Genomic DNA, 26873 nt, shown 5'->3' on the forward strand with positions numbered 1-26873 from the left:
TCAGTTGCTGATGTCCTGGTCTTCGCCGGTTCCATCGGGCTTGCCGTCTTTTCCAAGGCTGCGGATGACCACGCCGCTCGCATCGGCCTTCACTTCGTAGGAATAAGGCCTCCCCCACGGATCCTTGAGACCGGTCGTCCCCTTGAGGTAAGGGCCGTTCCAACGCGCTTCGCCTGTGGGCGCCGCAACCAGGGCCGAGAGCCCCTCCTCCGCGGTCGGATATTTCGCATTGTCGACATAGTAGAGTTCAAGCGCGCTTTCGATGTTGCGGACTTGCGCCTTGGCCGCGTTGGTTCTTGCCGAGCCGAGATAGCGCAGCACCTGAGGTGCTGCGAGCGTGGCGATCAGCGCGATGATGGCGAGCACGACCAGAAGCTCGACCAGGGTGAAGCCGCTTTCGCGATCGTCGCGTTCTCGGCGGGATTTTTCAGAGGTAAAGCGTGGAGTGATCATCAGAGCAGTCCCATGTCCAAACCTGCAAGTTGCTCCAGTGCCCAGCTGCAGCCGAGGCCGATGGCGATGAACGGGCCGAAGGCGACACGGGCTTTGGCCGCCGCCGGCCCTGTCGCGATCACCAGCCCGCCGACGAACAGCAAAGCGCTGGCGCTGGCGACGAACAGCAGCACCGGCAACAGCCGTGGGCTGATCCAGCATGCAGCGGCGGCCAGCATCTTGACGTCGCCGAGGCCGAGGCCAATCCGGCCGGTCATCAGGAAATGGCCGCGCCGGATCAACCAGGCAGCGGCAAAGGTCAAGGCGGCGAACAGCAGGCGCGCCGGCAGGCCATCCGCCTGCGTCGCCATCTGATAGACAAGGCCGATGCCGGCCAGGGCCAGGTTGAACCCATCCGGGATGATCTGCCGGCGGAAATCGGCGATCGAAATAGCGCAGAGAATAGCCGCCAGGGCGATCGTGGCAGCCAGCACGAGGGATGAGTGCATCGTCAATACGCCAGCCTCTTCAGGTCCTGTTGCAGCTTGGTGCCGCCGCGTCGCTTCTGGATCGGCGTCTGCAAGCTGATCTTGCCGCGGAATTCGTCCGTCACCTCGCGGGCTTCGTTGATGTCGCGCACGACATGCGGCCTGATGAAGATGATCAGCTCGGTGCGTCCGATGCTGTCCGTCTTCTGCTTGAACGCGTTGCCGATGATCGGGATGTCGCCGAGGATAGGCACTTGCGTGCGGTCGACATTATTGCGCGACTGTATCAGGCCGCCCAGCGCCAGGCTCTCGCCGTCATTGACCAGGACGCGGGTCTGAATCTTGCGCTGCTGGATGGTCGGCGAATCGATGCCGGAGCTGGTCGTCCTGGTGACGTTGCTGACCTCCTGCTGGATGTCGAGCATGACCCTGCCGGCATTGTTGATGCGTGGCGTCACCGTCAGGATGACACCGGTGTCCTTCATCTCGACCGAGACGACCGGCGAGCTGCCGAGCGTCTGGTCCACCACTTGCCTTGTCGCGATCGGCACCTGGTCGCCGACCTGCAAGATCGCCTTCTGGTTGTTCAGCGCCATGATGGTCGGCGCCGAGATGACATTGACGTCGGTGATGCTGGAAAGTGCATTCAGCGTCACCTGGATATTGTCGGTGGCGTAGCTCCAGTTGAAGCCGGGCAGTGCCGCCGCGGCAACGCCCTTTGCCACGTCGGTCACCGAGATGTTCATGCCGCCATTCTCGAAGAACCAGCGCAGTCCGTATTTCAAATCGTCGTTGAGCGTCACTTCGGCGATGACAGCCTCCAGCATGACTTGCGTCGGCAGCACGTCGACCTTGGCCAGTATCTGCTCGATGCGTTCGTAGTCGCGCGCTGTGGTCTGGATCAGTAGCGCATTGTTTTCTACATCGGCGACGACCGTGGCGTGGGCCGGCGCCTGTCCATCCTGCATCGGCATCGAAGGCGACGGCCCGGTCAGTGGCACCGGCGTGACGCCATCCGATTGCATGGCGATCGGCGTCTGGTCGGGCGACACATTCGAGCCGCCTGAATCTCCCTCGGTCTTGACCGTGGTGCCAAGCACGGAGCTCAACACCGCAGCCAGTTCCTTGGCCGGGCGGTTCTGGATCTGGTAGACGAAAAGCTGATCTTCGTTGGTCTCGGCCAGCCTATCGAGCTTGTTGATCCAGGTCGCGGCACGGGCGAGATAGGCCGGGCGCGAGGTGATCACCAGCACCGAATTCAGCCTGTCGTTGGGGATAAACTGGATGAGCTTGGCGCCGGGCCCTTCCTTGGTGCCGAAGATGGAATCGAGTTCGGCGGCAACCGCCTCCGGCTTGGAGGTCTTGAGCGGATGCAGCGCCACCGACATGCCGCGCATCCAGTCGACGTCGAACACCGAGACCGCTTCTCTGATAGCGTTGAGGTCGCTGTCGTTGCCGGCGACCGTGATCAGGTTGCGAACGGAATCGACCCGCAGCACCGACCCCTGTCGGGTGATCGGTTCGAGAATGGTCTTCATCTCGTCGGCGGCGATGAATTGCAGCTGCAGCACCTGCACCTTGACGCCGGGGCCGGACGGCGAAACCGAAGGCACACTGACCGGCGGTGTGCTGGACATGATCTCGGAAAGCGGCACGATCTGATAGGTGCCGGCGCGGTTGGTGATGCCGGCGGAATTCACCGCGAGCGCCGATTGCAGGATGTCGACCAGCGCGTCCTTCGACACCGGCTGCGAGGTCTGCAAGGTCACCGTGCCCTGTACGCGCGGATCGACGATGTAGTTGAGGTGCAGCGCATCGCCCAGAACCGCTTTGGCCGCCTCGGTGATCGGCGCATTGATCAGGTTGAGCTCGAACTGGCCCGAACCGTCTGTCGTCACCTTGGTGACGGGCGCGCCGGAGGAGACGAACTGGCCCGACCCCTGATACTGCGTGCCGTTGAAGCGCTGCGCCTGGCCGGCGGCCGAGGTGATGGCGCCGGGACCGGTGTAGCCCGCCCGCAACGGCGAGTTCTTGGCGTGCAGGCTGTCGATGGTCTCGGTGAAGAAGTCCTTGCCCGGCGCAGAGGTGCAGCCGGCAATCGCCAGCAACGTGCACACCACGACCCGATGACTCGGCTTGATCGACATCCACCCGATTCCCCTGGGTTTTTAGTCTACGGCCTTTGCAAGCCGATGTCGGGAATGATGTGGGTGTTTGGGGTCTATCCACAGGGTTGGTGGCGGAGGGCGGCAACCTGCCGGGTCAGGTTAATGCCTGAGATCTGGATATCAATTAGGGAAGCCGGCTACTTGACCAGAGCAGCCGAGACTGCGGTGAGCTACAGAGATGGCCACCGAGCAGGCCCCTTGCCGTATGGGCGGACGGGCGAAGATGGTAAAAAGTGCACTGTCACCGTAATTCCTGCCAGAAATGCCCGGTTTTCTTCTGTCGCGCGTGGATGGTGCCGGCATAGGCGCGATGCACCTTGGCAAGCGCGCGCCGCAAGCCATCGGGGTCGGGCGGTGTCAGGATCAGGTGCACATGGTTCGGCATCAGGGCCAGATGCCGACATCGGCGGCGCGGCAATGCTCGACCAGCAGGTTCTTGTAGGGCGCGTAGTCACCAGGCGCGAAAAACACTTTGGCGCGCCGGTTGCCACGCCGCGTCACGTGGTGCGGCAGACCGGGAACGACAATACGGGCAAGGCGAGCCATGCTGGCCGTCTACACGCAATGAAGGTCGGACGAACATGAATAAAGTGCACTGTCACCGTAATTCCAAACTCAATGTGTACAGCCGCACGCAAGCGGTGATCGAGGTTTCGAAGCTGGACAATGCGGAGCTGTTTCGCGATCAGGCGGGGTTTTGAAGCTGCTCACAGCGATGGTCAGGCGAATACTGTCGCCGTAATTCCATCAAGTGCAACCTTCAATCTCTGGTAAGTATAACTTCATAAACGCATATATATTCCCTTCACCAAGATCTACTTCGTTTGAATCCAAAAATTTGTTAAATTCTTCACAAATCTTTTCCCGCCCACCAAATGCTTTGTCAAAATTTTTAATGATGCCATCGTCGCCAAATACAAATGTGAAATCACAGTCCAAATTGGCGTAAACTGCTAGGCGGCCGTCCACGCGCATCATTCCACAAGGTCGCATGCCCAAATTGCTTGCATAGATATATAGCCAGTCTCGGCGCGCCGGACTGTAAGGTGCCCAAAAGATAGGATCCGGTATGTGCCCTACTGGAGGCTCCACCCAAAGGTAACACCCGCCAACGAAATGCTTTCCGAAGAAAACATCGAACATTTCCTCTGTCCAAGTGCCTTTACTCGGCCCTTGAATACCCAAACACCCTTCCAGTAGCCGGGTGTTATTTCTGACCATTGGAGCATAGATTTTCCGGTCTGGGATTATACCGTCGCCCATATGTGCTCGCGCTATTTTCCCTAGCAGCATACCACGCACGGATTCTTTTTCTTTTTCGGACAAATGACGGCCGCCGTCATTTATCTCTTTAAGTTGAAAGCGAGCACTAGAGCCGGACATTATTTGCGACCACCATTTTTAGAATTTCTTGAATTACGGTGACAGTGCACTATTTTCTTTTCGCCGCCTGCCTCGCTTTCCCGATTTCACGGCCCTTCCGGTTTGCCCGGCAATCCGGTCCAGAAATGCTTCGCTGCCCACCGGCCGGCCGATGCTCTCGGCTTTGCGCAGGGCGTCGAAAGCCGCGACATCCGTCTCGATCAGGTCGAACAGTCCGGCCGACGAGGGCAGCCGGTCTTTCATCGGCCCCAGATCCGTAACGCCATCGGCTTCATCCGTCAGATGCGCCCGAGCGCTTGACCAGGGCCAATCCGCCGCCTGGCTCACCAGCCCCGCGCGTACCGGGTTCAGCCCGACATAGCGCACTGCCGACAACAGGCGATCCTCGTCCATCGCGACGGCGCCGAAGCGACCTTGCCAGAAATGCCCGGTTTTCTTTTGCCGCGCATGGATGGTGCCGGCATAGGCACTGGTGCACCTTGGCAAGCGCGCGCCGCAGGCCATCCGGGTCTGCCGGTGTCGAGATCAGGTGCACATGGTTCGGCATCAGGGCCAGATGCCGACATCGGCGGCGCGGCAATGCTCGACTAGGAGGGCCTTGTAGAGCGCGTAGTCACCAAGCGTGAAAAACACCTTGGCGCGCCCGTTGCCGCGCTGGGTTACGTGGTGCGGCAGACTGGGCACGACAATGCGGGCGAGGCGAGCCATGGGAGCAATCTACACGCAATGAAGGTCGAACGAATATGAATAAAGTGCACTGTCACCGTAATTCCTCGCCGCATCGGCGGACGGGCGAAGATGGCAAAAAGTGCACTGTAATTCGAAATCAATCCGATATTGCAACGATGCTTCTCTTCTCTGATAAAGCGGAACTCCCGAGCGATGTCATTTTTTCTAAGAAATCCAGTAACCTGGAAGAGTTAGTGTTGTTTTTTAGTATGAAAATTTCTTGCATAAATATCGGTATTGAAGAAAGAGGTATCTCCTCATCCTCATAGTAATCATGGAATCTAACAACCTCGCCCAACCCAAGAGATTTGGCGGCCACCAACAATTCATGATGAAGCTCGACATCTAGTGGGACTGATTTTTTTGGGGCGCCACTTGCATCAAGGATTGAGAAATCTAGCGACATTAGACTCTATGGCCTCCCTGGAAAGGCTGTTACCAATTCACCCTTTGGATTGGTAACAACAGACATTACCGACGTCGGTTGTCCTGTTGACCTGTCAACACCAATATCCCTATTCACGTCAAGGGTGCGAACAAAGTTTCCATTTGGCTGCACGGTCGCCTTTTGCTGCGTCGCCAAATCTATTAATGACTCTACATCCTCACCGTTGCTAAACTTACTTTTATCCGCATACTTCGATATGCTGTTAATTGTATGACGATCTACGGTATGCTTCAAACCTTTTGCAGTAATTTTTATTGATGGATTCAATAATAGAGGGGTTTCTTTTACGACTGCTTTTAGTCCATTTTCAACTAACGCTGCCCCTATTTTCTCCTCGGGTAGCGCCACACTCAGCGCAAGGCCCGCCACGCCTAGCCCAATTTTTCCCTTATCTTTTTCTTTTACTCCCTCGTATATCGATTGCAAGTCTCCGACCGGAGTAGCCGATACAATCGCTTTTCCTGTATTAACGGCGGCATCAACGCCCGCATGTCCAGATATGTCGGCCTGATTGCCGATGTAACCTCTGGCGGCAACAGCTCCAGGGCCTCCGCTGAAAATACCCCCTCCGCCAAATAGGCTTTCCCATCCGTGGCCATTCCGATCGCTTTTGTTGACCGGGTCATTCTGAGAATAGGCATACCGGTTGGTGCCAACACCTTCCTTGGTCGGATCCCAATCATCCGGCGAAATAAACCGCCCCAGCACCGGGTCCATGTAGCGTGCATTGAGATACAGCAGTCCGGTCTCGGCATCGAAACGTTCGCCGACGTAGTTCTTCTGCGTCTGGAAGCCGGTGTTGAGGCTTTCGCCATAGGTGGCGTAGCTGGTGCCGTCGACGACGGTGCCCGACATGTCGGTGACCTGGCGCACGGAGGCCAGATGCTCGCGGTGCAGGAAGTATTTGGTCGTGCCGACGACCTTGATGTCGGGATGCGGATAGCGGGTATAAACCTCTGCTCCGGGTATCGCCGGATTGATCTCGACATTGGCGTCGGGATAGAGCGTCGTGGCGAAGCTCGATGACTTCCTGGCACGCGCCCCGTCCGGGCCGTAGGCGAGATTGACGGTGTTGGAGGCGCGCGTGACAGTCTTCAGCCGGTTGGCCTCGTCCCAGACCAGCGTGCGGCTGCCGTCCGATGTCAGATTGCCATTGGCATCATAGGCCATCGCGTTGGCGCCGACCGAGACCGGCGCATGCGGACGAGCTGCGCTCGCCGAAGGATAGACATAGGTACCAGCGACACGCGTGCGCGAAATCATGTTGTCGTTGGCGGCATAGGCGAAGGTTTCGTCGAGCGTGTTGTCGCCGAGATTGTCTGATGAGACCAGCCGGTCGGCATTGTCGTAGACATAATTCCAACTGCCTGGGGGAGCGGCCCCGACAATGTTGGTGATGCGGCCGAGAGCATCACGCGTGAATTGCCGGTCCATCAGCATGCTGGCGCCGAATGCGTTGGTGATGCGCGTCAGCCAGCGCCGTGTCGGCGAGTAGGTGAAGGACGTTTTTACGCCGTTGGCGTAGGTGATCTCCTTGGTCTGGCCGTCAGCCTCGTAGATGGTCGAGGTGATGAAGCCGGGAGCGGAATAGAGCCTGTTGCCGGCGGTGTACTGCAAGTGGTTGGTGTTCGAACCGAAGTCGAGCTGAACGGGGAAGTATTGGACATATACGTTCTGGCCGGAGCCGTCGTGGACGTTGAACGTGGTGTTGGTGATGCCCGCGATGGTGGCATCCTGACGGGCAACCTTGCCGAGACCGTCATAATTGTAGAGCTGGACGGCGGCGGCGTTTTCCGAGCGGGTCAGCTGGCCGATGTTGTAGTAGCCTGATGCCGCCTGGTCGTGGGTGTTCTGCGTCAGCGTCACCGGGCCGCCGCCCGGCGCGGTGGCCGTCTTCAGCGTCAGCCGGTCCATCTGGTCATAGCTGAGCGTGGTGACCGTGCCCCTGGCATCGGCCTGGCTGACCAGCCGGTTGGCGGCGTCGTACACATAGGTCCAGGTGCCGAGATCGGGATCGGACGCCGACAGCCTGTTGCCCAGCATGTCGTAGGTGTAGGTCCAGGTAGAGCCGCCGGGATCGGTGACGCCGATCAAGCGGCCGAGCAGATCGAAGGTGCGGATATCGGCAAGCTGAAGCCCCGCAAAGTCGCGAACGACACCCGCGATATCGCCGTGCGCAGACCACGCCGTTCTGGTCTGATGGCCAAGCTCGTCAGTCGTTGTCACGGCATTCAGCCGTGGAGTGGTGGCGGCAGCAGTGGCCAATTCGTTCAGATAGCTGCGCTGACTGGCATCCGGATTGACTGTCTTTGTCAGCCGGTCGGCCCAGTCATAGAAGTTGGTGGTCCACTGCGCGGCCTCGCCGACAAAGCGCGGGAAGGCAGTGCGCAGCACATTGCTTCGCCCATCGTAGTCAGTCTCGACGACGCGTCGTGCACCGGCCGCCGTCTCGCCGGGAGCCTCCACCCGATAAACCCGGCCAAGGCCGTCATAATAGGAGACGATAAAGTCCTCACCCGCGCCATTGGGCAGGGGAGTGTATTTGACCAGCGCTTGCGCCGCAGGATTGCCTTCGTTGAAGAACTGCGTCCTGACATAGGCACCCAGCACGTTCTGTGAGACCTGGTAGGGTCGGCAGAACGCATCGTAGGCGAAGGTCCTGACGATGCCGTTGGGGTCGGTCTTCGTCATTGGCAGGCCACACACCGCATTGTAGGCGGCGGTTGAGACGAAGCGCGTGTCGGCCGGTTGTCCGCCCGTTGCGAAATAGCGCGGCGCCCGCTCGGTTATCGGAAAGATGTGATAGGTCGTCCCGTAATCCCACTCGGTCCTGTTGCCGACACCGTCAATGGCCGCGGTCCTGTTGCCATAGGCGTCGTAGGCAAAATACTGATTCACCGTCTTGCCCGCGGTGACATCGCTGAAGGTCTGCACCCAGGTCAGGTTGCCCTTGGTCGGCACCGCCCAGACGTCGGTCGTGTTGCCGTCGTAATAATTGTGCCTGTAGCTGACATAGGGATCCGTGCCGGCAAGCCCGGCATGCGTGCGCTCGGCGATCAGCGCCGAGACGATGTAGGCCGAGGTGTTGGGCGAGAAGAAGCGCTCGGTCCAGGTCTCGTCGCCACCGACATCGGTGCGGCCATAGTCCTTGAGGCTGGTGACGTTGTTGTAGGCATCGAAGCCCCGCTCGACGCGCAAGTTGCGCGCGATGTTCTCGGTCAGCGTCGTGTCGGTCGCCGTGTTCTGCACTGTGTAGGGTTTTGTCGCCGCATTGACCGCATAGGTCTCGGCCACCTGCTTGTGCACGGTCCCAGTGCCATCCTTCCACACTGTCAGCGCTGGCAGGCCGTAGCTTGCCAGATCCTGCCGATAGGTGGTCTCGATCTTTGAGGCTGCCGTCTCGCCATTGGCCAGCGGTTTTGTCTCGACGATCGAGGCAAAGCCCAGGAACTTGCGCGCCGCCGGATCGTACTTGCCGCCGGCATAGGTGTAGGTGGTCACCGCCGTCTGGCCGCGGCCATCACCGACAGAGAGCTTTGACACCGCATGCACCAGTTGCGGCAGGTAGTTGTTCGTCCAGGTCGACGACGGCGTGTACTCGACCGCCACCGTCCCTCCCAGCTCCGTCGTGATCTGCTTCACCAGGTTCGGATTGCCGGTGCCGGCATTCGAGATGATCATGCTGGTATAGTTGGTGAAATCCGGCAGCCCATCGCCGTTGAAGTCGCCGATTACGTCCCCGACTGTTGGAATCGATGCTGGCCGCGGGAGATTGACCGCAGCGTAAGTCGTGGATGAGGAGGGTTGAAGAGAGTAAACTTTGATCAAACGTGTTTCACCCGGGCCCACAACAACGTTGTCGCTCAGCGTAAAAACATCCGTTTTTCCATCATTGTCAAAATCACCCAGAATTGCCTTGCCGCCAAGAATATTGGCGGTAGCTGTGAAGCTTTTAAAACCAACGCCGGTCGACAGATATACGGTGATCTCGTCGGCGCTTGATCTATACCTGGCAACGTCAGTCGCACCGTCGCCGTTGAGGTCCGCAAAGACGCAGGAGCCAGGATTCGAGACTGTGTCAAACTGGCAATTTATGTTGAAGGCAGTTCCGCCTGCTTGCCATTTGCCGCTGGAAAGGACGCCCTTTTTGAGGGTGGTACTCACAATGAACAAGGGTTGTTGCTTGCCATTGCCGAGAAAATCACCAACGCCCATGCTGGTGTCGGTGAATGTGGTGCGTTTCTCGAGAGTATCGATTCCGTCGCCATTCGTGTCAGCCGCGAATGACGGATTTGCGGGAAGAGTGGAAACATTGCTGTAGCTTGGCAAACTGCTGCACAGGGCCTCATAGCCCACAGGCGCTGGGCTGCATGCAACAGTTGTCATCGCGAGATTGGCGTCCGGCAGCACCAGCGAAGGGGTCGCTGAGTAAGTGTAAGTGCAAACCTCCCCATTATCACGCGTGCTATGACAGGAAGCTGTTTTCGTATTCTGATACTGGGCAAAATCCATCGCGTTCTTGGTCGCCAGGAAGCGTCCAGGACCCAAGACGGTCAACACAGAGCTACCTTTCGGTGTAAGATCGGTGCCGAGTGATGACGTCGTTGTTGAAGTTGTACTGCCAAACAAACTTGCTACGTCAAAAGGCACACCATTGCTGCCGAATTTTATTATTCTTTTGTAGTGTTGTGTCTTCTTCGACGTCAATACTTCGTGATCTCCGGTCGATCCTCCTCCTCCGTTGGTGGTTGTTGTCGTCGTCTCAGCATATTCGCAACAAAGTTCATCTCGACCGTCGAAGTCGACATCGAGGTTTTCTTTTGGATTCGCGTAAGTTGGATTGTCACCAGATGTCGGGATGTGCTCGTAGATCGGCGTGTTGACGGTGGTGTAGTTCCAGCCGGCATCCTGATAGGCCATTTGTCCAAGCGATTTCGACGTCCCGCCGCCGATGGTGCCATCGACGGCGATTGTTGCATCGGTGCCGTAGTGGGTGACCTGGGTCAGCCGTGAGGTGTTGGAAAATGGCGCCTGGTCATAGGTGAGCCTATAGGCGCCGCGCACCGCGCCGCTAACGGTGATGCCAATCGTCTTGATGCGTTGGCTGGTCAGAGAGATGTCGCGGCCATTGCCCATCAGGATCAGGTCGGGACGGGTCTCGTAGTAGAATTTTACGATGGTGCCGTTGTAGCTGACGCTGTCGGGATAGCAGACCGGGCTGGCCGGACAAGTGTAGCTGTATGAAACGCTGTTGCCGTTGGTGTCGGCGACCGAGGTCAGCAGCCAGCGGTAGCTCATGGCAAGGTCATAGGCCGGCGTGCCGGCGGTTGGCGTCAAATTGGCAACCGCCGCTACCGAGCGGAAGGTCGAGACGGTGCCATCCCTGTCGGTCACCCTCCATTCATTGGTGCTGCTGTTCAGCGCAACGCGGCGGTAGCTCTCGTTCTCGGTCGCATGCGTGCCGCCGGTCGCACACGACGGCGAGACCATCCCGGCAACGCACGCGACCACCGCCTGGCCGTCGAGCAGATAGATGTCGTTGGCATCGTAGGCCGGCATGCCATAGCCCGGCGTGGCCCGCTCGATGACATCGAGACCATCGAGCCCCCATCCATAGCCGAGCCAGCCCTGATAAAGGCCACCAAGCTTGCTCTTGCGGGATGAGTTATAGTTCAGCGCGATCTGCGGCTCGATGCCATGGAAGGCAGGCACATCGATGCCGATGGAATAGCCCAGATTGCCGTTACCCGAACTCTTCGGCAGATCAACCTTCGGCGTGCCAATGGCTTCTGGATCGCCGCTGGTCGTGGTCGCCAGCGTAGTTGCAACGGCCGGCGCCTCGGGGGCGGCCTCCGTGTCGGTCGTCTTGGCCGCCTTGCCGCTGCTCTTGGCATCCGCAGCCTTGGTATCTGTCGCCTTGGCATCCACCGGCTTGGCGCCAACCTTGGCCGCCGCATCCGGGCTGTCGGTTGCCGCACTTGATGCTGCATCTCCCGCCGTCGGCGCCGCAGTGCCCGACGCTGGCGTGCCACCTGCCGGCTGTGCGCCTGATCCCAGTGCCGCGCCGCCATTCCCGAAGCCGGCAGCAGATGTTTCTGTAGCCGCGGAAGAGCCCCGGCTCTCCTGCGCGAACACTACTATCCCTGCACTTCCGCTAATATAAGAGACAGCAGAAATATCCGCGCCCACAACACTCAAGGCAAGCACTGCGGCGCCAACAAGAAACCGTTTCATGAGTCCCCCAAGCCAAGTTGCCTATCGGTACTCATCTTTCATTTTGGGAATACGACGCCAAACTGTAATAGGATACTTATCAACAGAGTTATTTGTGGAACGACGCTGAGGACCCAGCTCAACCCGTAGATCCCAGTATGATGCGTGCCAGTTCCGATGGATTCTCCACCGCTGAAAAGTGCCCAGTGTTCTTGAGTGTGAACATGCGCGCGTTGGGAAGCAGTGCCCGGGTCCGCTCGCGCTCGTCGGGGCGCGACCAATCGCTGTCGCCATAGATGAGCGTTACGGGTGCAGAGACGAGCCGATACCGGTCCCGCGCCGCGGACCAGGATCGCCAGCCTGCGAGCACCTTGCGTGCGATGCGCTTGTATCCAGGGCGCTTCGCGACGCGGCCGAACTCGGCAAGAAGGTCGGAAGGAAGCTTGCGCGGATCGTGATATCCCCCGCCCATGATCTTGCCGAGTACCATCTGGTTTTCCATCCAGGCATTGAATGGGCCTAGAACTGGGACTTGCAGACTTCCGATGATGAAATTCGCGAGCCAGTTGCCACGTCGGAGTCCATCTCCGTAACGGGTTTCGTAGTCATAGGGATTGCTGGCGAAGACGCGCTTGACCCGTTGCGGAATTGCGGCCGCGACCGTGAGCGCCAATGCGCCGCCGATCGATTCGCCCACAAGCGTGACGTCGGTGAGGTTGAGCTTCTCGATGAAGCCGATGACGCCTTGCCTGAAATACGGCTCATCGAAGGGTGCGAGTGGGTCGATCGGCGAGTGACCGTGTCCAGGGAGATCGATGGCATACACCGTGTACGACTCGGCGAGCAGGGGTGCCAAACCGCGAAAGTACTCGAGCTGCGTGCGGATCGTATGCATAAGGACCAATGGTGGCCCATTGCCGGTCTTTTCATAACGCAGAGTAAGCGTGTCCGATATCTGCAGAAGGTTGGGTCTGGGCGAGGTCAGCATTTCAGCTCTCTTCTTTGTGTATGTCGGGAATGAGGACAGGTGGTCTCAGTCAAGCCGCGCGCCGGCCAGCTTCGTCGTCCCAGCGCCGGAACAAGGCGCTGGCATTGACGCCCCCAAAGCCGAAGCCGTTGCAAATCGCGTAATCCATCGCCAATGGCCGGGCTTGGTTTGCGACGAAATCGATACCGTCACCGGCCGGATCGGGAGCGCTCAAATTGAGAGTGGGCGGGGCTACCTGGTCTCTGAGCGCCAGGATGGTGAAGATCGCGCCAAGCCCACCCGCGGCTCCGAGCAGATGCCCGGTCGCCGACTTCGTGCCGCTGACGGCGATATTGAAATCCCCGCCGAAGACGCTTTTGATTGCCGCCATCTCTCCGAGATCGCCCACCGGCGTGGAGGTCGCATGCGCATTGAGATGACGAACCTCATGCGGCGAGATGCCAGCCTGGGCGATTGCGATCTCGATGGCACGGCGCGCGCCATCGCCATCCTCGGGACCGGAAGTCACGTGGTGTGCATCCGCCGTCGTGCCATAGCCGACGAGCTCGGCGAGCGGCTTGGCGCCGCGCGCGAGCGCATGGTTCAAATCCTCGATCACCAGCACGCCGGCTCCTTCGCCCATGACGAAACCGTCGCGTGACGTGTCGAATGGACGAGAGGCTTGATCAGGACGATGATTGAAGGAGGTCGAAAGAGAGCGTGCCGCTGCAAAACCACCAAGGCTGACGACATTCATGCATGCCTCGGTTCCGCCGCATACGGCGATATCGGCTTCATTGGCGCGGATGAGGCGAGCCGCATCGCCGATCGCCTGGATGCCGGCCGCGCACGCCGTGACCGGCGCGCCGAGCGGGCCTTTGAAGCCATGGCGGATCGAGATGTGGCCCGCCGCGAGGTTCACCAGGAAGGATGGCACCGTGAAGGGTGAAAGACGGCGAACACCGCGCTGATCAACCGTTCGCACGGCTTCGGTTATCGCCGGGAAGCCGCCGACCCCCGAAGCGATGATCGTCGCCGTACGCAAGCGATCTGTCTGCGACACGGGTGCCCATCTCGCCTGGGCAAGCGCCTCATCCGCAGCCGCCAGTGCGAAGAGGATGAAGCGATCCACCCGGCGCTGGTCCTTCGGAGCCAAGATCATATCGGGATCGAAGCCGGACTCGGGGTCTTCTTCCACGCAGGGGACCACGCCGCCGACCTTCGCCGGCAGGTCGCTCACCATATCGTCCGGAAGCTTCCGGACCCCGGAGCGACCGGCCAGGAGACGCGACCACGACGCCTCGACATTGGCGGCCAGCGGCGTGACCGCCCCTACGCCCGTAACCACAATCCGTCGCATCCATTCTCCTATGGCTTGGGCGTGTCGGTCGCGCTGTGCATGCCCTTCAAGCCGCGACTGCTTTGCGCACTTGATCGGTCGCCGCATCGAGAAAGGCCTTTGCGAGGTCCGGGTCGTTGACCGCGCGCGAGAGGACGACCGCACCGACCATCATCGAGAGAATGGCCCTGGCCTTGCCGCTGGGCTGCGCGCCGCCGGCCTCGCCGACCCATGGTCCCAACATCTTGAGGTATTCCCTGATTCCGGATTCGAACGATGCTTTGACGTCGCTCCCCTGCCTGGCAGCATCCGAGCCGAGGGCAACAACCGGACAGCCGTCCATCTTTTCTTCGCGATGCCCCGTGCTGAGATAAAGGTCGATCACCGCGCCAAGCGGATCCTCCGGTTTCGCAGCGATAGCACCCGACCATCTGCTGGTCGCATGTTCCATCGCCCGGCTAGATGCCTGTGCCGCCAAGTCCTCCTTCGATGCGAACTGCTTGTAGAAAGCGCCTTGGGTCAGCCCGGCGCCCTTCATCAGATCCTTGAGGCCGATGCCGTCGAAGCCGTGCTCCCGAAAGAGCCGGCTGGCCACATCGATCACGGTTTGCCGGTTCTGCTCAGCCTGAACGCGACTTACGCGCATCATCATCTCCATATTTAGATTGCGTCCAAAATCTATATGTCAGTTAGAGACCGAACGCAATCTATCAAGAGGAGATGCGGGACGGATGCTCGCCACGTGAGCGGTGTGGCGGTTTGTCGCGGACCGAATATGTCTCCTTTTTAGATTGCGCTCGAAATCTAAATGGTATAGAGTTCGACCACAATCTAACAAGGGGGATACGAAGATGGTCCGCAGAATCTCGGGCGACGCAGGACACAGCATAGAGAATGAACGCAATCTATTTCGACGTAAGGCGATGGGCATGAAAAAGAGACCGGTTATTATGCTGGGTGCGATCCTGATCGCGGGGTCAGGGTTGATCGCGGTGTCAGCGGCGACGGCATTCGCCACATTTGCCAGTTCCGCGCAGGAAGCTTCCGCCTCGACCGACCCGAGGCAGGAGCCGCCCGTCGTCAGGCTGGCGACGGCAGCGCAAGTGAGCGGTTCCGAACGCAGCTTCACGGGCATCATAGGGGCCAGGGTGGAGAGCAATCTCGGCTTCCGCGTTCCTGGCAAGATCATCGAACGGCTCGTGAATGTCGGTCAGCAGGTAAAAGCCGGTCAGCCGTTGATGCGGATCGATGACACCGACCTTCGTCTCGCGCTCACTGCAAAGCATAATGCCGTTGTCGCCGCGCGTGCGATCGTCGCCCAGACCGAGCCGGATGAACGGCGATACGCCAATCTGCTGAAAGACGGATGGGTCCCCCGGCAGCGGTACGAGCAGGCGAAGGCCGCAATGGATACCGCCACGGCCCAGCTCGCCGCCGCCGAAGCGGAAGCGAAGGTCGCGGAGAATGAGGCGACCTATGCGGTCCTGGTCGCGGATGCCGATGGAACAGTGGTCGATACGCTTGGCGAGCCTGGTCAGGTCGCCTCTGCCGGCCAGGCGGTGGTTCGTGTCGCCCAGGCCGGCCCCCGCGAAGCTGTGGTCGCACTTCCCGAAACGATCCGGCCGGCGATCGGCTCCGCGGCCGAGGCCAGCGTCTACGGGGGTGATGAGCAACGCCACGCGGCACATCTGCGACAATTGTCCAACTCCGCCGATGCCCAGACCCGCACCTATGAGGCCCGCTATGTGCTTGACGGTGAGGCAGCGGCAGCGCCGCTTGGCGCGACGGTAACCATTCGCCTTGCAACCCAGGCAAGTCAGCCGGAAGTCCAGGTGCCGCTTGGGGCAGTGCTCGACGACGGCAAGAAGACAGGCGTTTGGGTCTTGGACAACGGCACGTCGACCGTACACTTTCAACCGGTCAAGCTTGTTCGTGTGACCGGCGAATCCGCCGTGATCTCCGGATTGGGTTCCAGCGATCAGATTGTCTCGCTCGGCGCTCATCTTCTGCAGGAGGGCGCTCGCGTCAGGACTGCTTCCGAAAGCGGGAGCAACTGACGATGAACCTCAATCTTTCAGCGATCGCCGTTCGCGAACGCGCCGTCACCCTGTTCTTCATCCTCCTGCTCGTGGCGGCTGGCGCCTACGCGTTCCTTATGCTCGGGCGGGCGGAGGATCCCAACTTCACCATCAAGACCCTGACGGTCACGACGGCATGGCCGGGCGCGACGGCCCGCGAGATGCAGGACCTTGTCGCCGAGCCGTTGGAGAAGCGGCTTCAGGAGCTCACCTGGTACGATCGGGTCGAGACGACCACGCGGCCGGGATACGCCTATATGACGGTCACGCTGAAGGACAGCACGCCGCCATCCGCCGTGCAGGAAGAATTTTACCAGGCCCGCAAGAAGCTCGGGGATGAAGCCCGCAACCTGCCGCCCGGCGTCTACGGCCCCTTCGTCAACGACGAATATTCGGATGTGAGCTTCGCCCTTTATGCGCTGAAGGCAAAAGGCATGCCGATGCGTGAGCTGGCCAGGCAGGCCGAGACCATTCGCCAGGATCTTCTGCACGTGCCTGGCGTCAAGAAGATCAACATCCTCGGTGAACGTCCGGAGCAGATATTCGTCGAGTTTTCCTATGCCAAGCTGGCAACCCTCGGCGTGTCCGCACAAGATATCGTTGCGGCCTTGCAAAGACAGAACACCGTCACGCCGGCGGGCTCGATCGATACTCAGGGGCCGCAGGTCTTCATCAGGCTCAACGGCGCTTATGACGGTGTCCAGGCTATCGCCGACACGCCGATCGTTGCCGGGGGGCGGACGCTGAAGCTTTCCGACGTTGCACAGGTCCGCCGCGGCTACGAGGACCCTCCCACCTATCTCATCCGACGCCAGGGCGAGCCCACCATCATGCTCGCGGCCGTTATGCAGGAGGGTTGGGACGGTCGCGCGCTCGGCAAGGCGCTGGAGGACAGGACGGCGGCCATCGCACGGACATTGCCGCTTGGGATAACGCTCGACAAGGTGTCCGACCAGGCCGTCAACATCACCTCGGCGGTCGACGAGTTCATGTTGAAGTTCGCGATGGCGCTCGGCGTCGTGCTGCTGATCAGCCTGCTCAGCATGGGCTGGCGCGTCGGCATCGTCGTGGCGGCCGCCGTCCCGCTGACGCTTGCCGCCGTGTTCCTCATCATGCTGGAGACCGGCCGGTTCTTCGATCGCATCACGCTCGGCGCCCTCATCCTGGCGCTCGGTCTTCTCGTGGACGACGCCATCATCGCCATCGAGGTGATGGTGGTGAAGATGGAAGAAGGCATGGATCGCATCAAGGCGGCGGCCTACGCCTGGAGCCATACCGCGGCGCCGATGCTGTCGGGAACGCTCGTGACGATCGCTGGGTTCCTGCCCGTGGGCTTCGCACGCTCGACGGCCGGCGAGTACGCCGGCAACATCTTCTGGGTCGTGGGGTTCGCTCTCATCGTCTCCTGGATCGTCGCGGTGGTCTTCACGCCCTACCTTGGCGTCAAGATGCTGCCCGCGATCAAACCGGTCGAAGGCGGCGTTCACGCCATATACGACACACCGAACTATCGGCGCCTACGGCGGCTCATCATCTTTGCCGTGCGCCACAAGTTCGTGACCTGCGGTGTCGTCGCCATCGTCTTCGCGCTCTCGGTTGTCGGCATGGGCAGCCTGAAACAGCAATTCTTCCCGACATCCGACCGCCCCGAAGTACTGGTCGAGGTTCGCCTGCCGGAAGGCACCAGCATGGAGACCACGACCGCCACAGTGGAGAAGCTGGAGCACTGGCTGGACGGCCAGCCCGAAGCCAAGATCGTGACGAGCTACGTCGGTCAGGGCGCTCCGCGCTTTTTCTTCGCCATGGCGCCGGAACTGCCTGATCCCGCCTTTGCCAAGATCGTCGTGCTGACCCCGGACGCCGAGGCGCGCGAGGCGTTGAAGCACCGGCTCCGGGAGGCGGTATCGCAGGGGCTCGCTCCCGAGGCCAATGTGCGCGTCACACAGCTTGTGTTCGGACCCTACACACCGTTTCCTGTCGAGTTCCGGGTCATCGGGCCTGATCCCGCGCAACTCTATAGCATCTCCGAGAACGCCCTCACTATCATGCGGGGCGTCCCGGACGTGCGACAGGCCAATCGCGACTGGGGCAACCGCACGCCCGTACTGCGCTTCATCCCTGACCAGGATCGGCTGAACCTCATCGGGCTGTCGCCTGCGGAGGTGGCCCAGCAGCTGCAGTTCCTGCTCACCGGCATTCCCGTCACGCAGGTCCGCGAGGACATTCGCAATGTCCCGATCGTGGCGCGCAGCGCTGGGGCTGAGCGGCTGGATCCGTCGCGTCTGGCGGATTTCTCGCTGATGAGCCGGGACGGCCGCCAGATTCCACTCGACCAGATCGGTCATTCGGAGGTCCGTCTTGAAGAGCCGATCCTGAAGCGCCGCGATCGTCTGCCGGTTATTACGGTCCGCTCGGACATCAATGAGGCAACGCAGCCTCCAGAGGTCTCCAAGCAGGTCATGACGGCCCTGCAGCCGCTGATCGCTTCCCTTCCGGCCGGCTATCGCATCGAAATGGGTGGATCAATCGAGGAGGCGACCAAGGCCAACACTGCTTTGGGCAAGATCTTCCCGGCCATGATCGCCGCCATGCTGATCGTCATCATGCTGCAGGTACGATCCTTCTCGACGATGTTCATGGTAGTGCTGACGGCACCGCTTGGGCTCGTCGGCGTCGTGCCGATGTTGCTCACCTTCAACCAGCCTTTCGGGTTCAACGCCATTCTGGGCCTCATAGGACTGGCCGGCATCTTGATGCGCAATACGCTGATCCTGACGGAACAGATCAAGGAGAACCGTGCTGCCGGTCTTGACGACTATCACGCCGTCATCGAGGCCACCGTGCAACGCACGAGGCCCGTCATCCTGACCGCTCTCGCCGCCGTGCTGGCCTTCATCCCCCTTACGCACTCCGTGTTCTGGGGATCGATGGCCTACACACTGATCGGCGGCACGGCGGCCGGCACGGTGCTGATCCTGCTCTTCCTTCCCGCTCTTTATGCCGCCTGGTTCCGGATCAAGCCGACTGCGGATGAGGCCCATCAGGCTTCGACCGAAGAACCGGAATTGCAAACAGCGATGGCCGCCGAATAGGGCACTGGTGTCGGAGGAGACGGTTCAACTTCGTCCGCTGGCCTTGCCTGACATGCGCAAGGCCGGCTGCGCGATCTTGCCGTCTGCCGATGACTGGCCACGCAAGCCGCGAAGGGGGCATCAGCACTGGAGACATCAATGGATCGCCCGGTTCGAAAGCCACCTGATCGAAACGAGGTGCGCCGGCGCATTCTGGAGGTGGCGGAGCAGCACTTTCGCCGCATCGGCTACCATAAGACGTCGGTTGCCGACATCGCAGGGCGGAATCATGAATCGTTAACGCTCTGGTAACCAAGCGGGATTCTGTTGGCCGGGAAGGAGACCGGCCATGGACGCCAGCCGCTGAGCCGAGGGCCGTGTTGTTGGCACCATTCACGACTCCGCCAGCGCTAGTGCCCACAGAGACGTTGAACTCATTCCCGGGGGCGGCGCTATCTCCGGCATCCACGCCAATAGAAGTAGAGTTGCCGACAGCTGTGGCGCCGGGACCGCAGGCAAAGGAGCCTGTGGAGCCGTCCACGGTCGCACCGCCACTGCCCTGTGGCTCGGCGCCTGTTGCGCTTACGCCGCAGACCGCCTGCGCCGCCGCCGCGCCCGTCAGCACCAGCAGGGCCATGACGGCCAGGCCTGCGAGCCCTATCCACCGACCGAACATGTGGCCTCCGCAGATTCGATCCGCTCCGAACGAAGATAAGCGGAGTGAGGATGATGCGACCAGTCGTCAAATGACGACTATTAGGCCAGCCGGCCGGGCGGATTGGGTGCAATCTTCGACCTGTTGCCGGAACGCAACAGAGTCTCTCTTCCCTTGAGAGGGGCGTGGAGCTCGTGGATCAGTCGATCTCGTGCACTCGCGGCAAGGGCCTTGATCCGGAGATCGGCCAGGCGCACTTTCATTGGCTGCGGTCGGCGCGGATCCGCTAGGTACGTCAAACCTGGTCGGGCTGACAATCGCCTTTTACGCACGCTCCGGCTGGCTGCCCAAGAGGATAGATCCTGGATTTCTCCTTGAGGCGGACGCGGCAATGAGGCTTCAGGCGGTCTACAAGCCAACGACTACCGCGAAGGAGTTAATCGACGCGGTTATCCATCCCAGCCAGTTCGTCCTCTTCGATCTCAGCCCTAAACGAGCTGGTATCGCTGGGATCGAAGGCGCCGGCAGGGGCGGTCCGGGCACCCCGCAAGCACAAGCTAACGTGCGTTCGTCATCGCCCTATGGCGTTGTCGCGCAGGAAGGTTGCGCGAGCTACTCGCGCACGGTTACCCGCGATGTCGCTGAGACCTCGGCGATGGAATCCATATCGACAGTGACAAGACCGCATCCGTCGATCCGAACGGTGACTTTGCCGTCCTCTTGATCGACGCGCGTCGCGAAACCACTGATTTCGACTTTCTGGCCTACCTTGGCCTTCTGCGGCGTGTCGATGGCGAGCGGGAAATTATAGGTCGGCACACTAACGCTCGAAACGCCGTCCTCCATCACCTTCAGGATGGCCGACAGCGTGATCTCATCTCCGATTTTCGGTTTTCGCGCCATTCAAATCGCCCATGATCGTGATCGTGATTGAAACATGCAACTCAGCTAAAATGTTCCCGACCCTGCTCACCTCGAGCGATTGCTAACTTTTATTCAAAGCCATTTGGCCAGATGGTCGTTCGCAAAGCCGCGGCCCGATTCGGAAGACGGCACCTAAGATGCCAGTGAGGGCGCCGCCGATCACGTCGGTGACATGGAACCAACTGAGAGCAATAGGGGAAAGGTCAGGGGGTTTCGGACGGTTCGGACGGTTCGTCTTGTCCTTTCTGATCAAGCACAGCAAGGAGTGCCCCAATGGCGCCAGGTAGGTGCGCCTCGACCTTCAAATCTAACACCTTGTGGAGGAAATGACGGGTCTCATCGGACGCAATCATGCGCCGAACAGCGTGCGCAGCCGACATCTGCCCTGATTGATAATGCTCGGCCATGATTGGAACTATCCCACTCCAGAGCGCCAAACTCGTTCAGGACAGAATGGTTCCAATCAAGGGTCACCTCGGGCGCCCTTCGCTTCAGATCAATGGCGTTCAACTCACCCCTGCTCAGTCTGGCTTCTCGATTGGTCATAGCACTTCTCCTTCCACGGGATCCGGTGATTGCGCGCCATGGCCGCTTTCGCCTCAGCGGTTGGTTCAGCCAGCCTTACTTTGGTCAAAACGGACGCAGCCATTAGGCGATCGAGGTTCGCTCTGCTGAGCTATCGGCTGAATGTGTGCGGATATGAAAGGCGCGGCCAAGAAGTGATTGGCTTCACGGCGTGTCGCTTTGGGGCAGCCATCCGGGAGACCGCCGGGACTGCATCACCGCGATCAATTCGCTTCCGGTTAAGCGGAGAAAGGCGCATTCCTGAAACGCCGGCCACCGGAGGACTGCGCTCTGTTCCGCCCTCCGGTCGCGTCGAGTGCAGTCTCGATGATCTCGCCCGCCACCACGGCGCGCACCTGCTCCAGCATCTTGGGAATATCCCGGGCAGGCAGCGGGCGGCTGAGCAGGAAGCCTTGCGCCTCCGTGCAGCCTTCTCGTCGGACGCGGTCGAGCTGCTCCACCGTCTCAACCCCTTCGGCGGTGGTCCGCATTCCGAGGCTGTTGCCTAGACCCGTGATGGCTCGGATGATGGCAACAGAACTGTCGATGCCCCCCACGTCCGTGATTAAGGATTGGTCGATCTTGATCTTGTCGAACGGGAACGAGCGCAGGTAGCTCAAGCTCGAATATCCGGTACCGAAATCGTCCATCGCAATGTGCACGCCCAGCATATGAATCTGCTGCAGCATCGCCAGCGTCGCCTGGGTGTTGGCCAGCAGCACCGTTTCGGTAATTTCAAGCTCGAGCTGGTTCGGGGGCAGTCCCGAGACATCGAGCGCCTCGACAATTGCCGAGAGCAGGCGCGAGTTGCGAAACTGCATGGGCGACAGATTGACGGCGACCTTGATGCCATCGGGCCAGTGTGCCGCATCCAGACAGGCTTGCTTGACCACCCATTCCCCGACCGGGACGATCAGGCCAATCTCCTCGGCCAGGGGAATGAACTCGGCTGGGGAGACAATGCCGCGTCTCGGGTGATGCCAGCGAAGCAGCGCCTCGAAGCAACTAACCTCGCCACGGCCGATATTGAGGAGCGGTTGGTAGTAGATCTCGAATTGCCCGCGATCCAGCGCTTCGCGCAGATCGAGTTCGAGAAATCGCCGCGCCTGCATGCGGGCATCCATTTGCGACTCGAAGAACCTATACGTCCTGCGTCCCTCGGCCTTTGCCCGATAGAGCGCCATGTCGCCGTTCTTGAGCAACTGGTCGGTGTTCCTGCTGTCGTTGGGCGCAATCGATATGCCGACGCTGACGCTGATCACGACCCCATGACCGTCGACTACATAAGGCGCGCTGAGCGCATCGATGACCCGTTGCGCGAGGGCGGTTGCCTCGACCGGTTGACCTGCCTCCCTTTGAATGATCACGAACTCGTCGCCCCCAAGCCTGGCCACTGTGTCATCATCGCGGACCAGCCGCCTCAGCCTGGAGGCAACCTCCTTCAGAAGGGCGTCGCCGGCCGAATGCCCCAGCGTGTCGTTGACCATCTTGAAATGATCGAGATCAAGGCAAAGGAAGGCGACTTTGCCATCTCTGCGTCCCATCTCGGCGAGGGCTTCCTCGGCGCGTTCGCGGAACAATATGCGGTTTGGAAGGTCGGTAAGCCCGTCATGGCGTGCCATGTGAGAGATGCGGGCCTCGTTGCGGCGCAAGTCGGTCACGTCGTGATGGGTGGCGAGCCACCCGCCGCCCGGCAGTGGTTGGTGGATGAGGTCGATGGTCCGTCCATCATTGAACTCCACCAAGCTCTCCACGCGCTCAGCGCGGTCGATGGTCTCAGAGAGTTGTTGCAGATACTTTCCCGGGTCTTGGCCAACGTACAGCCCCGCCGAAATTCGGTACTGCATCAGATCGGCCCATTGCGTGCCTGGACGAGTCAGGGCCTCCGGTAGGTTGTAGAGATCAGCGTAACTCTGGTTGCAAAGAACCAGCTGTCGCCCGGCATCGAACATGCATAGGCCCACGGGCATGTTGGCGGCGGCGGCTGCTAGGTGCTGCCGTTCCTGTTCGGCCTCGCGGGCCAAGGCGTCACTGCGCTCCAGGCTGGCACGGTAGCCGGCAAACGCCGAGAACAATAGCCCAACCTCGTCGCGCCGATCGCTTTTCAGCGCAACGAGGGTTGAGCGGCGGTCGCCTTGCGTCAACCGGTGCATCGCCTCGCTCGCGGCGAGGATCGGCTTGCTGACATTGTGGTGAATCCAGGCGACAAGCCCGCCAAGACACGCGGCCGCAAAAACAATCGCTATCCAGGTCAGCCGCTGTGCGACGCTGTAGCTGCGATCGGCCATCGCTGCGACAGCAGTGCTGCGCTGGTTGGTGAGGGCCAGCAGGCCGTCCAGTCGCTGAGCCGCCTCGGCAACAATTGGAAGCGACACTGTCTCGAACTCTTTAAAGGCCCTCGATCGCTCTCCTGTTTCCAGGAGCGGGAAAATCGACGTCAGGGAATCTTCATAGGCCGTCCACAGATAGACAAACTGGTCGAACAGGTCCTGCTCGGCCAGCGATCCGGCACTCCTGCGGTAGGCTCGCCGACCTCGGAGTATCTCATCGCTCTCCTTCGCCATCTTGTCATTGATGCCGAGCAATTGTTGAGTATCGTCAGTGCGCATGCGCAGGGTCGCATAGAGCTGGTGTTCCGCCAGGTTGCGCTTCATCTCCTCCACGACCTGGACCTGCGGCAACCAAACCGCGGTGATCTCGCTTGTGACTTCGTTGAGAGATCGCAGCTGCGCGACTCCAAATAGCCCTACTGCCACAATGCACAGCAACGCCAAACCAAAGCCCAGCGAAAGCTTGGTCCTAACGCTAACGCCCTTCAGGTGGTTCATGTAAAACACTGGCACAATACGGCCAATCCCGCCCCACGTACGCCAATTCAACGAGAATTTAGGAGTGAATTCCTTTAATGTCGCACATGACGTATTAATTCGGGCTTAAGACGGTACTTTGTGCAATTTGCAGCCTCCTCTTAGGTGGCGGCGGGAAGACCTGCCGGCGGTCGCAACTTCTCACGCTCGGCGTGGCACTGCGGCAGGCGAGTTTCGACGCGGGCATCGCGCCGCCAACTTTCAATGCCCGTATCATCGCGCTTCGCTTTTTCTTTGGCACGACCTGCGGCCGCGAGGACATGAAGCGGCATACGCAATTCCGTCGGCAACCGCAGAAGTTGTCGGTGGTCTTGAGCATCGAGGAGGTTTCCAACCTGCTGATGGCGGCCCCGGGCCCGGGCCTGAAGTATCGCGCGGCACTCAGCATCTCTTATGGGCTAAGGGCTTCAGAGAATGGATTCTTTGTCATCGGCTCTCCTCGCCCCTTGACTCCAATTCTCACGCCTATAAGACATATCTTATGAATAGTATGAAGAATAAGAAATCTTTCAGCACCGCGCGCACGTCAAGAGTCACGGTGGCGGTTTCCAGCGGCTCGACGGCGCTGCATGCAACTGTGGTCGAGCAGATCGGGCTGCGCATCGTGCAGGGCGACTTCCTGCCCGGCGAGGCACTGCCCAACGCCGACGATTCCAGCCAGATGCTAGGGGTCAGCCGCACGGTGCTGCGCGAGGCGATCAAGGTTCTGGCCGGCAAGGGGCTTGTCGAATCGCGGCCGAAGACCGGCACAAGGGTGCGTCCCCGCGCCGACTGGAATTTTCTCGATCCGGATGTCCTGTCGTGGCGCTATGCCAGCGACGTCAGTGCCGAGGACGTCCGGGCGCTGTTTGAGCTTAGGCGAGCCATCGAGCCGATGTCGGCCGCACTTGCCGCCAAGCGCGCCACACCGGCGCAGCTTGCCGAGATCAATGCCGCGCTGGCCGAAATGGAAGCCGTGGTCGAAGACGGCGACCGCTTCGCCAAACCCGATCTTTTGTTCCATCAGACTATTCTGCGCATGACCGGCAACGAGTTGATCGGCTCGCTGGCGGCTCTGGTCGAAACCGCATTGGTGATGAGCTTTCGCCTCTCCAACGACAATCCGGAAGGGCAGCGCCATTCTTTGCCGCTGCACCGCGAAGTGGCCGAAAAGATCGCATCCGGCGATGCCGCCGGCGCGCAAAATGCGCTGCTGGTGCTCATCGACAATGCCGAGGAAGACGTGCGCCGCAGCGTCGAGAATCGCAACAGGCGCCGCCAGGAACGGGAACAGACATCGTGACCGAGACCAAACGCAAGCTGCGATCCGAGGCCTGGTTCGGCGGTGAGGGCAAGAACGCCTTCATGCACCGCAGCTGGATGAAGAACCAGGGCATCCCCGCCGACGCTTTTGACGGCCGCCCAGTGATCGGCATCTGCAACACCTGGTCGGAACTGACCCCCTGCAATGCCCATCTCCGCGGCCTGGCAGATCACGTCAAGCGTGGGGTCTATGAAGCCGGCGGCCTGCCGCTGGAGTTCCCGGTGATGTCGCTGGGCGAGAGCAACATGCGCCCCACCGCCATGCTGTTTCGCAATCTGGTCAGTATGGATGTCGAGGAATCCATACGCGGCAATCCGATCGACGGCGTCATCCTGCTGGTCGGTTGCGACAAGACCACGCCCGCACTGCTGATGGGCGCTGCGTCGTGCAATCTGCCGACCATTGCCGTTTCCGGCGGGCCGATGCTCAACGGCAAGTTCCGCGGACAGGATATCGGCTCGGGCACACATGTCTGGAAATTCGCCGAGGAAGTGAAGGCCGGCCGCATGCCGATTGCCGACTTCCTTGCCGCGGAGCAGGGCCAGAGCCGGTCGGCCGGCAGCTGCATGACGATGGGCACGGCTTCGACCATGGCCAGCATGGTGGAAGCGCTCGGCATCGGCATGGCGGACAACGCCGCGATCCCGGCGGTGGATTCGCGGCGTGGTGTGCTCGCCCAGCTGGCCGGACGCCAGATCGTTGATCTGGTTCGCAGGGATGTGACTATCGCCCAGATCCTCACCAGGCAGGCGTTCGAGAACGCCATCCGCGTCAACGGCGCGATTGGCGGTTCGACCAACGCCGTGCTGCATCTGATCGCCATCGCCAACCGGATTGGTGTCGATCTCAGTCTCGATGACTGGGACCGCCTTGGCCGCGGCGTTCCAACCATTGTCGACCTGATGCCATCGGGCCGGTTCCTGATGGAAGATTTCTACTACGCCGGGGGGCTGGCTGCGGTCATGGCGTCGCTTGATGAAGTGGGGCTTCTTCATCGCGACGCCACGACCGTCTGCGACAAGACGATCGGCGAGTTGATCGACGGCGCGCCCAACTACAACCGCGAGGTGATCCGGCCTCTGAGCCAGCCGCTGACCAAGGAGGGCGGCATCTCCATTCTGCGCGGCAATCTGGCGCCTGACGGCGCGGTCATCAAGCCATCTGCGGCAACGCCCGCGCTGATGCAGCATCGCGGCAAGGCGGTGGTGTTCGAAAACATCGAGCACTACTACGCGCGCATCGAC

At 60.5% G+C, this 26873-nt stretch carries 20 protein-coding genes and 2 pseudogenes; 6 read left to right on the forward strand and 16 right to left on the reverse strand.

The window, feature by feature from the left end; genetic code table 11:
- The 5 genes from gspG to X744_RS1000000175150 all read right to left on the reverse strand — a co-directional run bounded on the left by gspG (position 1) and on the right by X744_RS1000000175150 (position 3634).
- Positions 1-453: a type II secretion system major pseudopilin GspG gene (gene gspG, locus X744_RS155320; protein WP_023759611.1), complete on the reverse strand. Its 453-nt coding sequence runs from the start codon at positions 451-453 to the stop codon at positions 1-3.
- Positions 453-941, reverse strand: a complete 489-nt coding sequence (locus tag X744_RS155315; protein WP_031260278.1) for an A24 family peptidase — start codon at positions 939-941, stop codon at positions 453-455. The genes gspG and X744_RS155315 overlap by 1 nt, the downstream gene beginning before the upstream one ends.
- A 2-nt stretch (positions 942-943) precedes the next feature.
- Entirely contained in the window at positions 944-3067 is a 2124-nt protein-coding gene (gene gspD, locus X744_RS155310) for a type II secretion system secretin GspD (protein ID WP_023759613.1), read from the reverse strand.
- 262 nt (positions 3068-3329) lie between these two features.
- Positions 3330-3473, reverse strand: coding sequence for a transposase (locus tag X744_RS1000000175145; protein WP_023759614.1), 144 nt, complete (start codon positions 3471-3473; stop codon positions 3330-3332).
- A complete protein-coding gene (locus tag X744_RS1000000175150; protein ID WP_023759615.1) occupies positions 3473-3634 on the reverse strand; it encodes a hypothetical protein in 162 nt (53 codons plus the stop codon). Before X744_RS1000000175150 ends, X744_RS1000000175145 begins: the two co-directional genes overlap by 1 nt.
- 12 nt (positions 3635-3646) lie before the next feature.
- On the opposite strand from X744_RS1000000175150, the pseudogene X744_RS1000000176240 reads away from it, so the two are divergent.
- Positions 3647-3789 (forward strand): annotated as a pseudogene (locus X744_RS1000000176240) (DNA-binding response regulator); the annotation flags it as partial.
- Between the two features lie 46 nt (positions 3790-3835).
- Here the strand turns inward: X744_RS1000000176240 and X744_RS0136960 are convergent.
- From X744_RS0136960 to X744_RS155290, 7 genes are all read right to left on the reverse strand, one after another.
- On the reverse strand, positions 3836-4471 hold the full coding sequence (locus X744_RS0136960; RefSeq protein WP_156938551.1) for a hypothetical protein: 636 nt from the start codon (positions 4469-4471) through the stop codon (positions 3836-3838).
- Between the two features lie 33 nt (positions 4472-4504).
- Positions 4505-4864, reverse strand: coding sequence for a hypothetical protein (locus X744_RS1000000175155; protein ID WP_245266631.1), 360 nt, complete (start codon positions 4862-4864; stop codon positions 4505-4507).
- Positions 4865-5017: 153 nt separating this feature from the next.
- Positions 5018-5179 (reverse strand): hypothetical protein, encoded by a 162-nt coding sequence (locus X744_RS1000000175160; RefSeq protein ID WP_245266632.1) that lies wholly within the window; start codon positions 5177-5179, stop codon positions 5018-5020.
- Positions 5180-5612: 433 nt separating this feature from the next.
- Complete coding sequence (locus X744_RS1000000174480; protein WP_198032228.1) at positions 5613-11882, reverse strand: RHS repeat-associated core domain-containing protein; 6270 nt, start codon at positions 11880-11882, stop codon at positions 5613-5615.
- 118 nt (positions 11883-12000) lie between these two features.
- Positions 12001-12849 (reverse strand): alpha/beta hydrolase, encoded by an 849-nt coding sequence (locus tag X744_RS155300; protein ID WP_023759618.1) that lies wholly within the window; start codon positions 12847-12849, stop codon positions 12001-12003.
- Between the two features lie 49 nt (positions 12850-12898).
- Positions 12899-14188 (reverse strand): beta-ketoacyl-ACP synthase II, encoded by a 1290-nt coding sequence (fabF, locus tag X744_RS155295; protein WP_023759619.1) that lies wholly within the window; start codon positions 14186-14188, stop codon positions 12899-12901.
- Positions 14189-14234: 46 nt separating this feature from the next.
- On the reverse strand, positions 14235-14813 hold the full coding sequence (locus X744_RS155290) for a TetR/AcrR family transcriptional regulator (protein ID WP_023759620.1): 579 nt from the start codon (positions 14811-14813) through the stop codon (positions 14235-14237).
- Positions 14814-15096: 283 nt separating this feature from the next.
- Between X744_RS155290 and X744_RS155285 the strand changes: the two genes are divergently transcribed.
- The 3 genes and pseudogenes from X744_RS155285 to X744_RS1000000175165 all read left to right on the forward strand — a co-directional run.
- Positions 15097-16224 carry an efflux RND transporter periplasmic adaptor subunit gene (locus X744_RS155285; protein WP_023759621.1) on the forward strand — a complete coding sequence of 376 codons (1128 nt, stop codon included), beginning with the start codon at positions 15097-15099 and terminating at the stop codon, positions 16222-16224.
- 2 nt (positions 16225-16226) lie between these two features.
- Positions 16227-19337, forward strand: coding sequence for an efflux RND transporter permease subunit (locus X744_RS155280; protein ID WP_023759622.1), 3111 nt, complete (start codon positions 16227-16229; stop codon positions 19335-19337).
- 138 nt (positions 19338-19475) lie between these two features.
- Positions 19476-19595: pseudogene (locus X744_RS1000000175165) on the forward strand (TetR/AcrR family transcriptional regulator); the annotation flags it as partial.
- 988 nt (positions 19596-20583) lie between these two features.
- On the opposite strand, the gene X744_RS155275 reads toward X744_RS1000000175165, so the two are convergent.
- The 4 genes from X744_RS155275 to X744_RS1000000173730 form a co-directional block, all read right to left on the reverse strand.
- Positions 20584-20874 carry a hypothetical protein gene (locus X744_RS155275; RefSeq protein WP_023759624.1) on the reverse strand — a complete coding sequence of 97 codons (291 nt, stop codon included), beginning with the start codon at positions 20872-20874 and terminating at the stop codon, positions 20584-20586.
- Positions 20875-21098: 224 nt separating this feature from the next.
- Positions 21099-21302, reverse strand: a complete 204-nt coding sequence (locus tag X744_RS155270; RefSeq protein WP_023759625.1) for a hypothetical protein — start codon at positions 21300-21302, stop codon at positions 21099-21101.
- 396 nt (positions 21303-21698) lie between these two features.
- Positions 21699-24287: an EAL domain-containing protein gene (locus X744_RS1000000171000; RefSeq protein ID WP_023759626.1), complete on the reverse strand. Its 2589-nt coding sequence runs from the start codon at positions 24285-24287 to the stop codon at positions 21699-21701.
- A 140-nt stretch (positions 24288-24427) separates the two neighbouring features.
- Positions 24428-24598 (reverse strand): hypothetical protein, encoded by a 171-nt coding sequence (locus tag X744_RS1000000173730; protein WP_156938553.1) that lies wholly within the window; start codon positions 24596-24598, stop codon positions 24428-24430.
- Positions 24599-24864: 266 nt separating this feature from the next.
- On the opposite strand from X744_RS1000000173730, the gene X744_RS155260 reads away from it, so the two are divergent.
- Together X744_RS155260 and X744_RS155255 are read left to right on the forward strand one after the other, a co-directional pair.
- On the forward strand, positions 24865-25608 hold the full coding sequence (locus tag X744_RS155260) for a FadR/GntR family transcriptional regulator (RefSeq protein ID WP_023759628.1): 744 nt from the start codon (positions 24865-24867) through the stop codon (positions 25606-25608).
- A partial coding sequence (locus X744_RS155255; protein ID WP_023759629.1) for a dihydroxy-acid dehydratase occupies positions 25605-26873 on the forward strand: 1269 nt, incomplete at its 3' end. The genes X744_RS155260 and X744_RS155255, both read left to right, overlap by 4 nt.

Origin of the sequence: Mesorhizobium sp. LNHC252B00 (assembly GCF_000502955.1) — a bacterium.
Classification (GTDB): domain Bacteria; phylum Pseudomonadota; class Alphaproteobacteria; order Rhizobiales; family Rhizobiaceae; genus Mesorhizobium.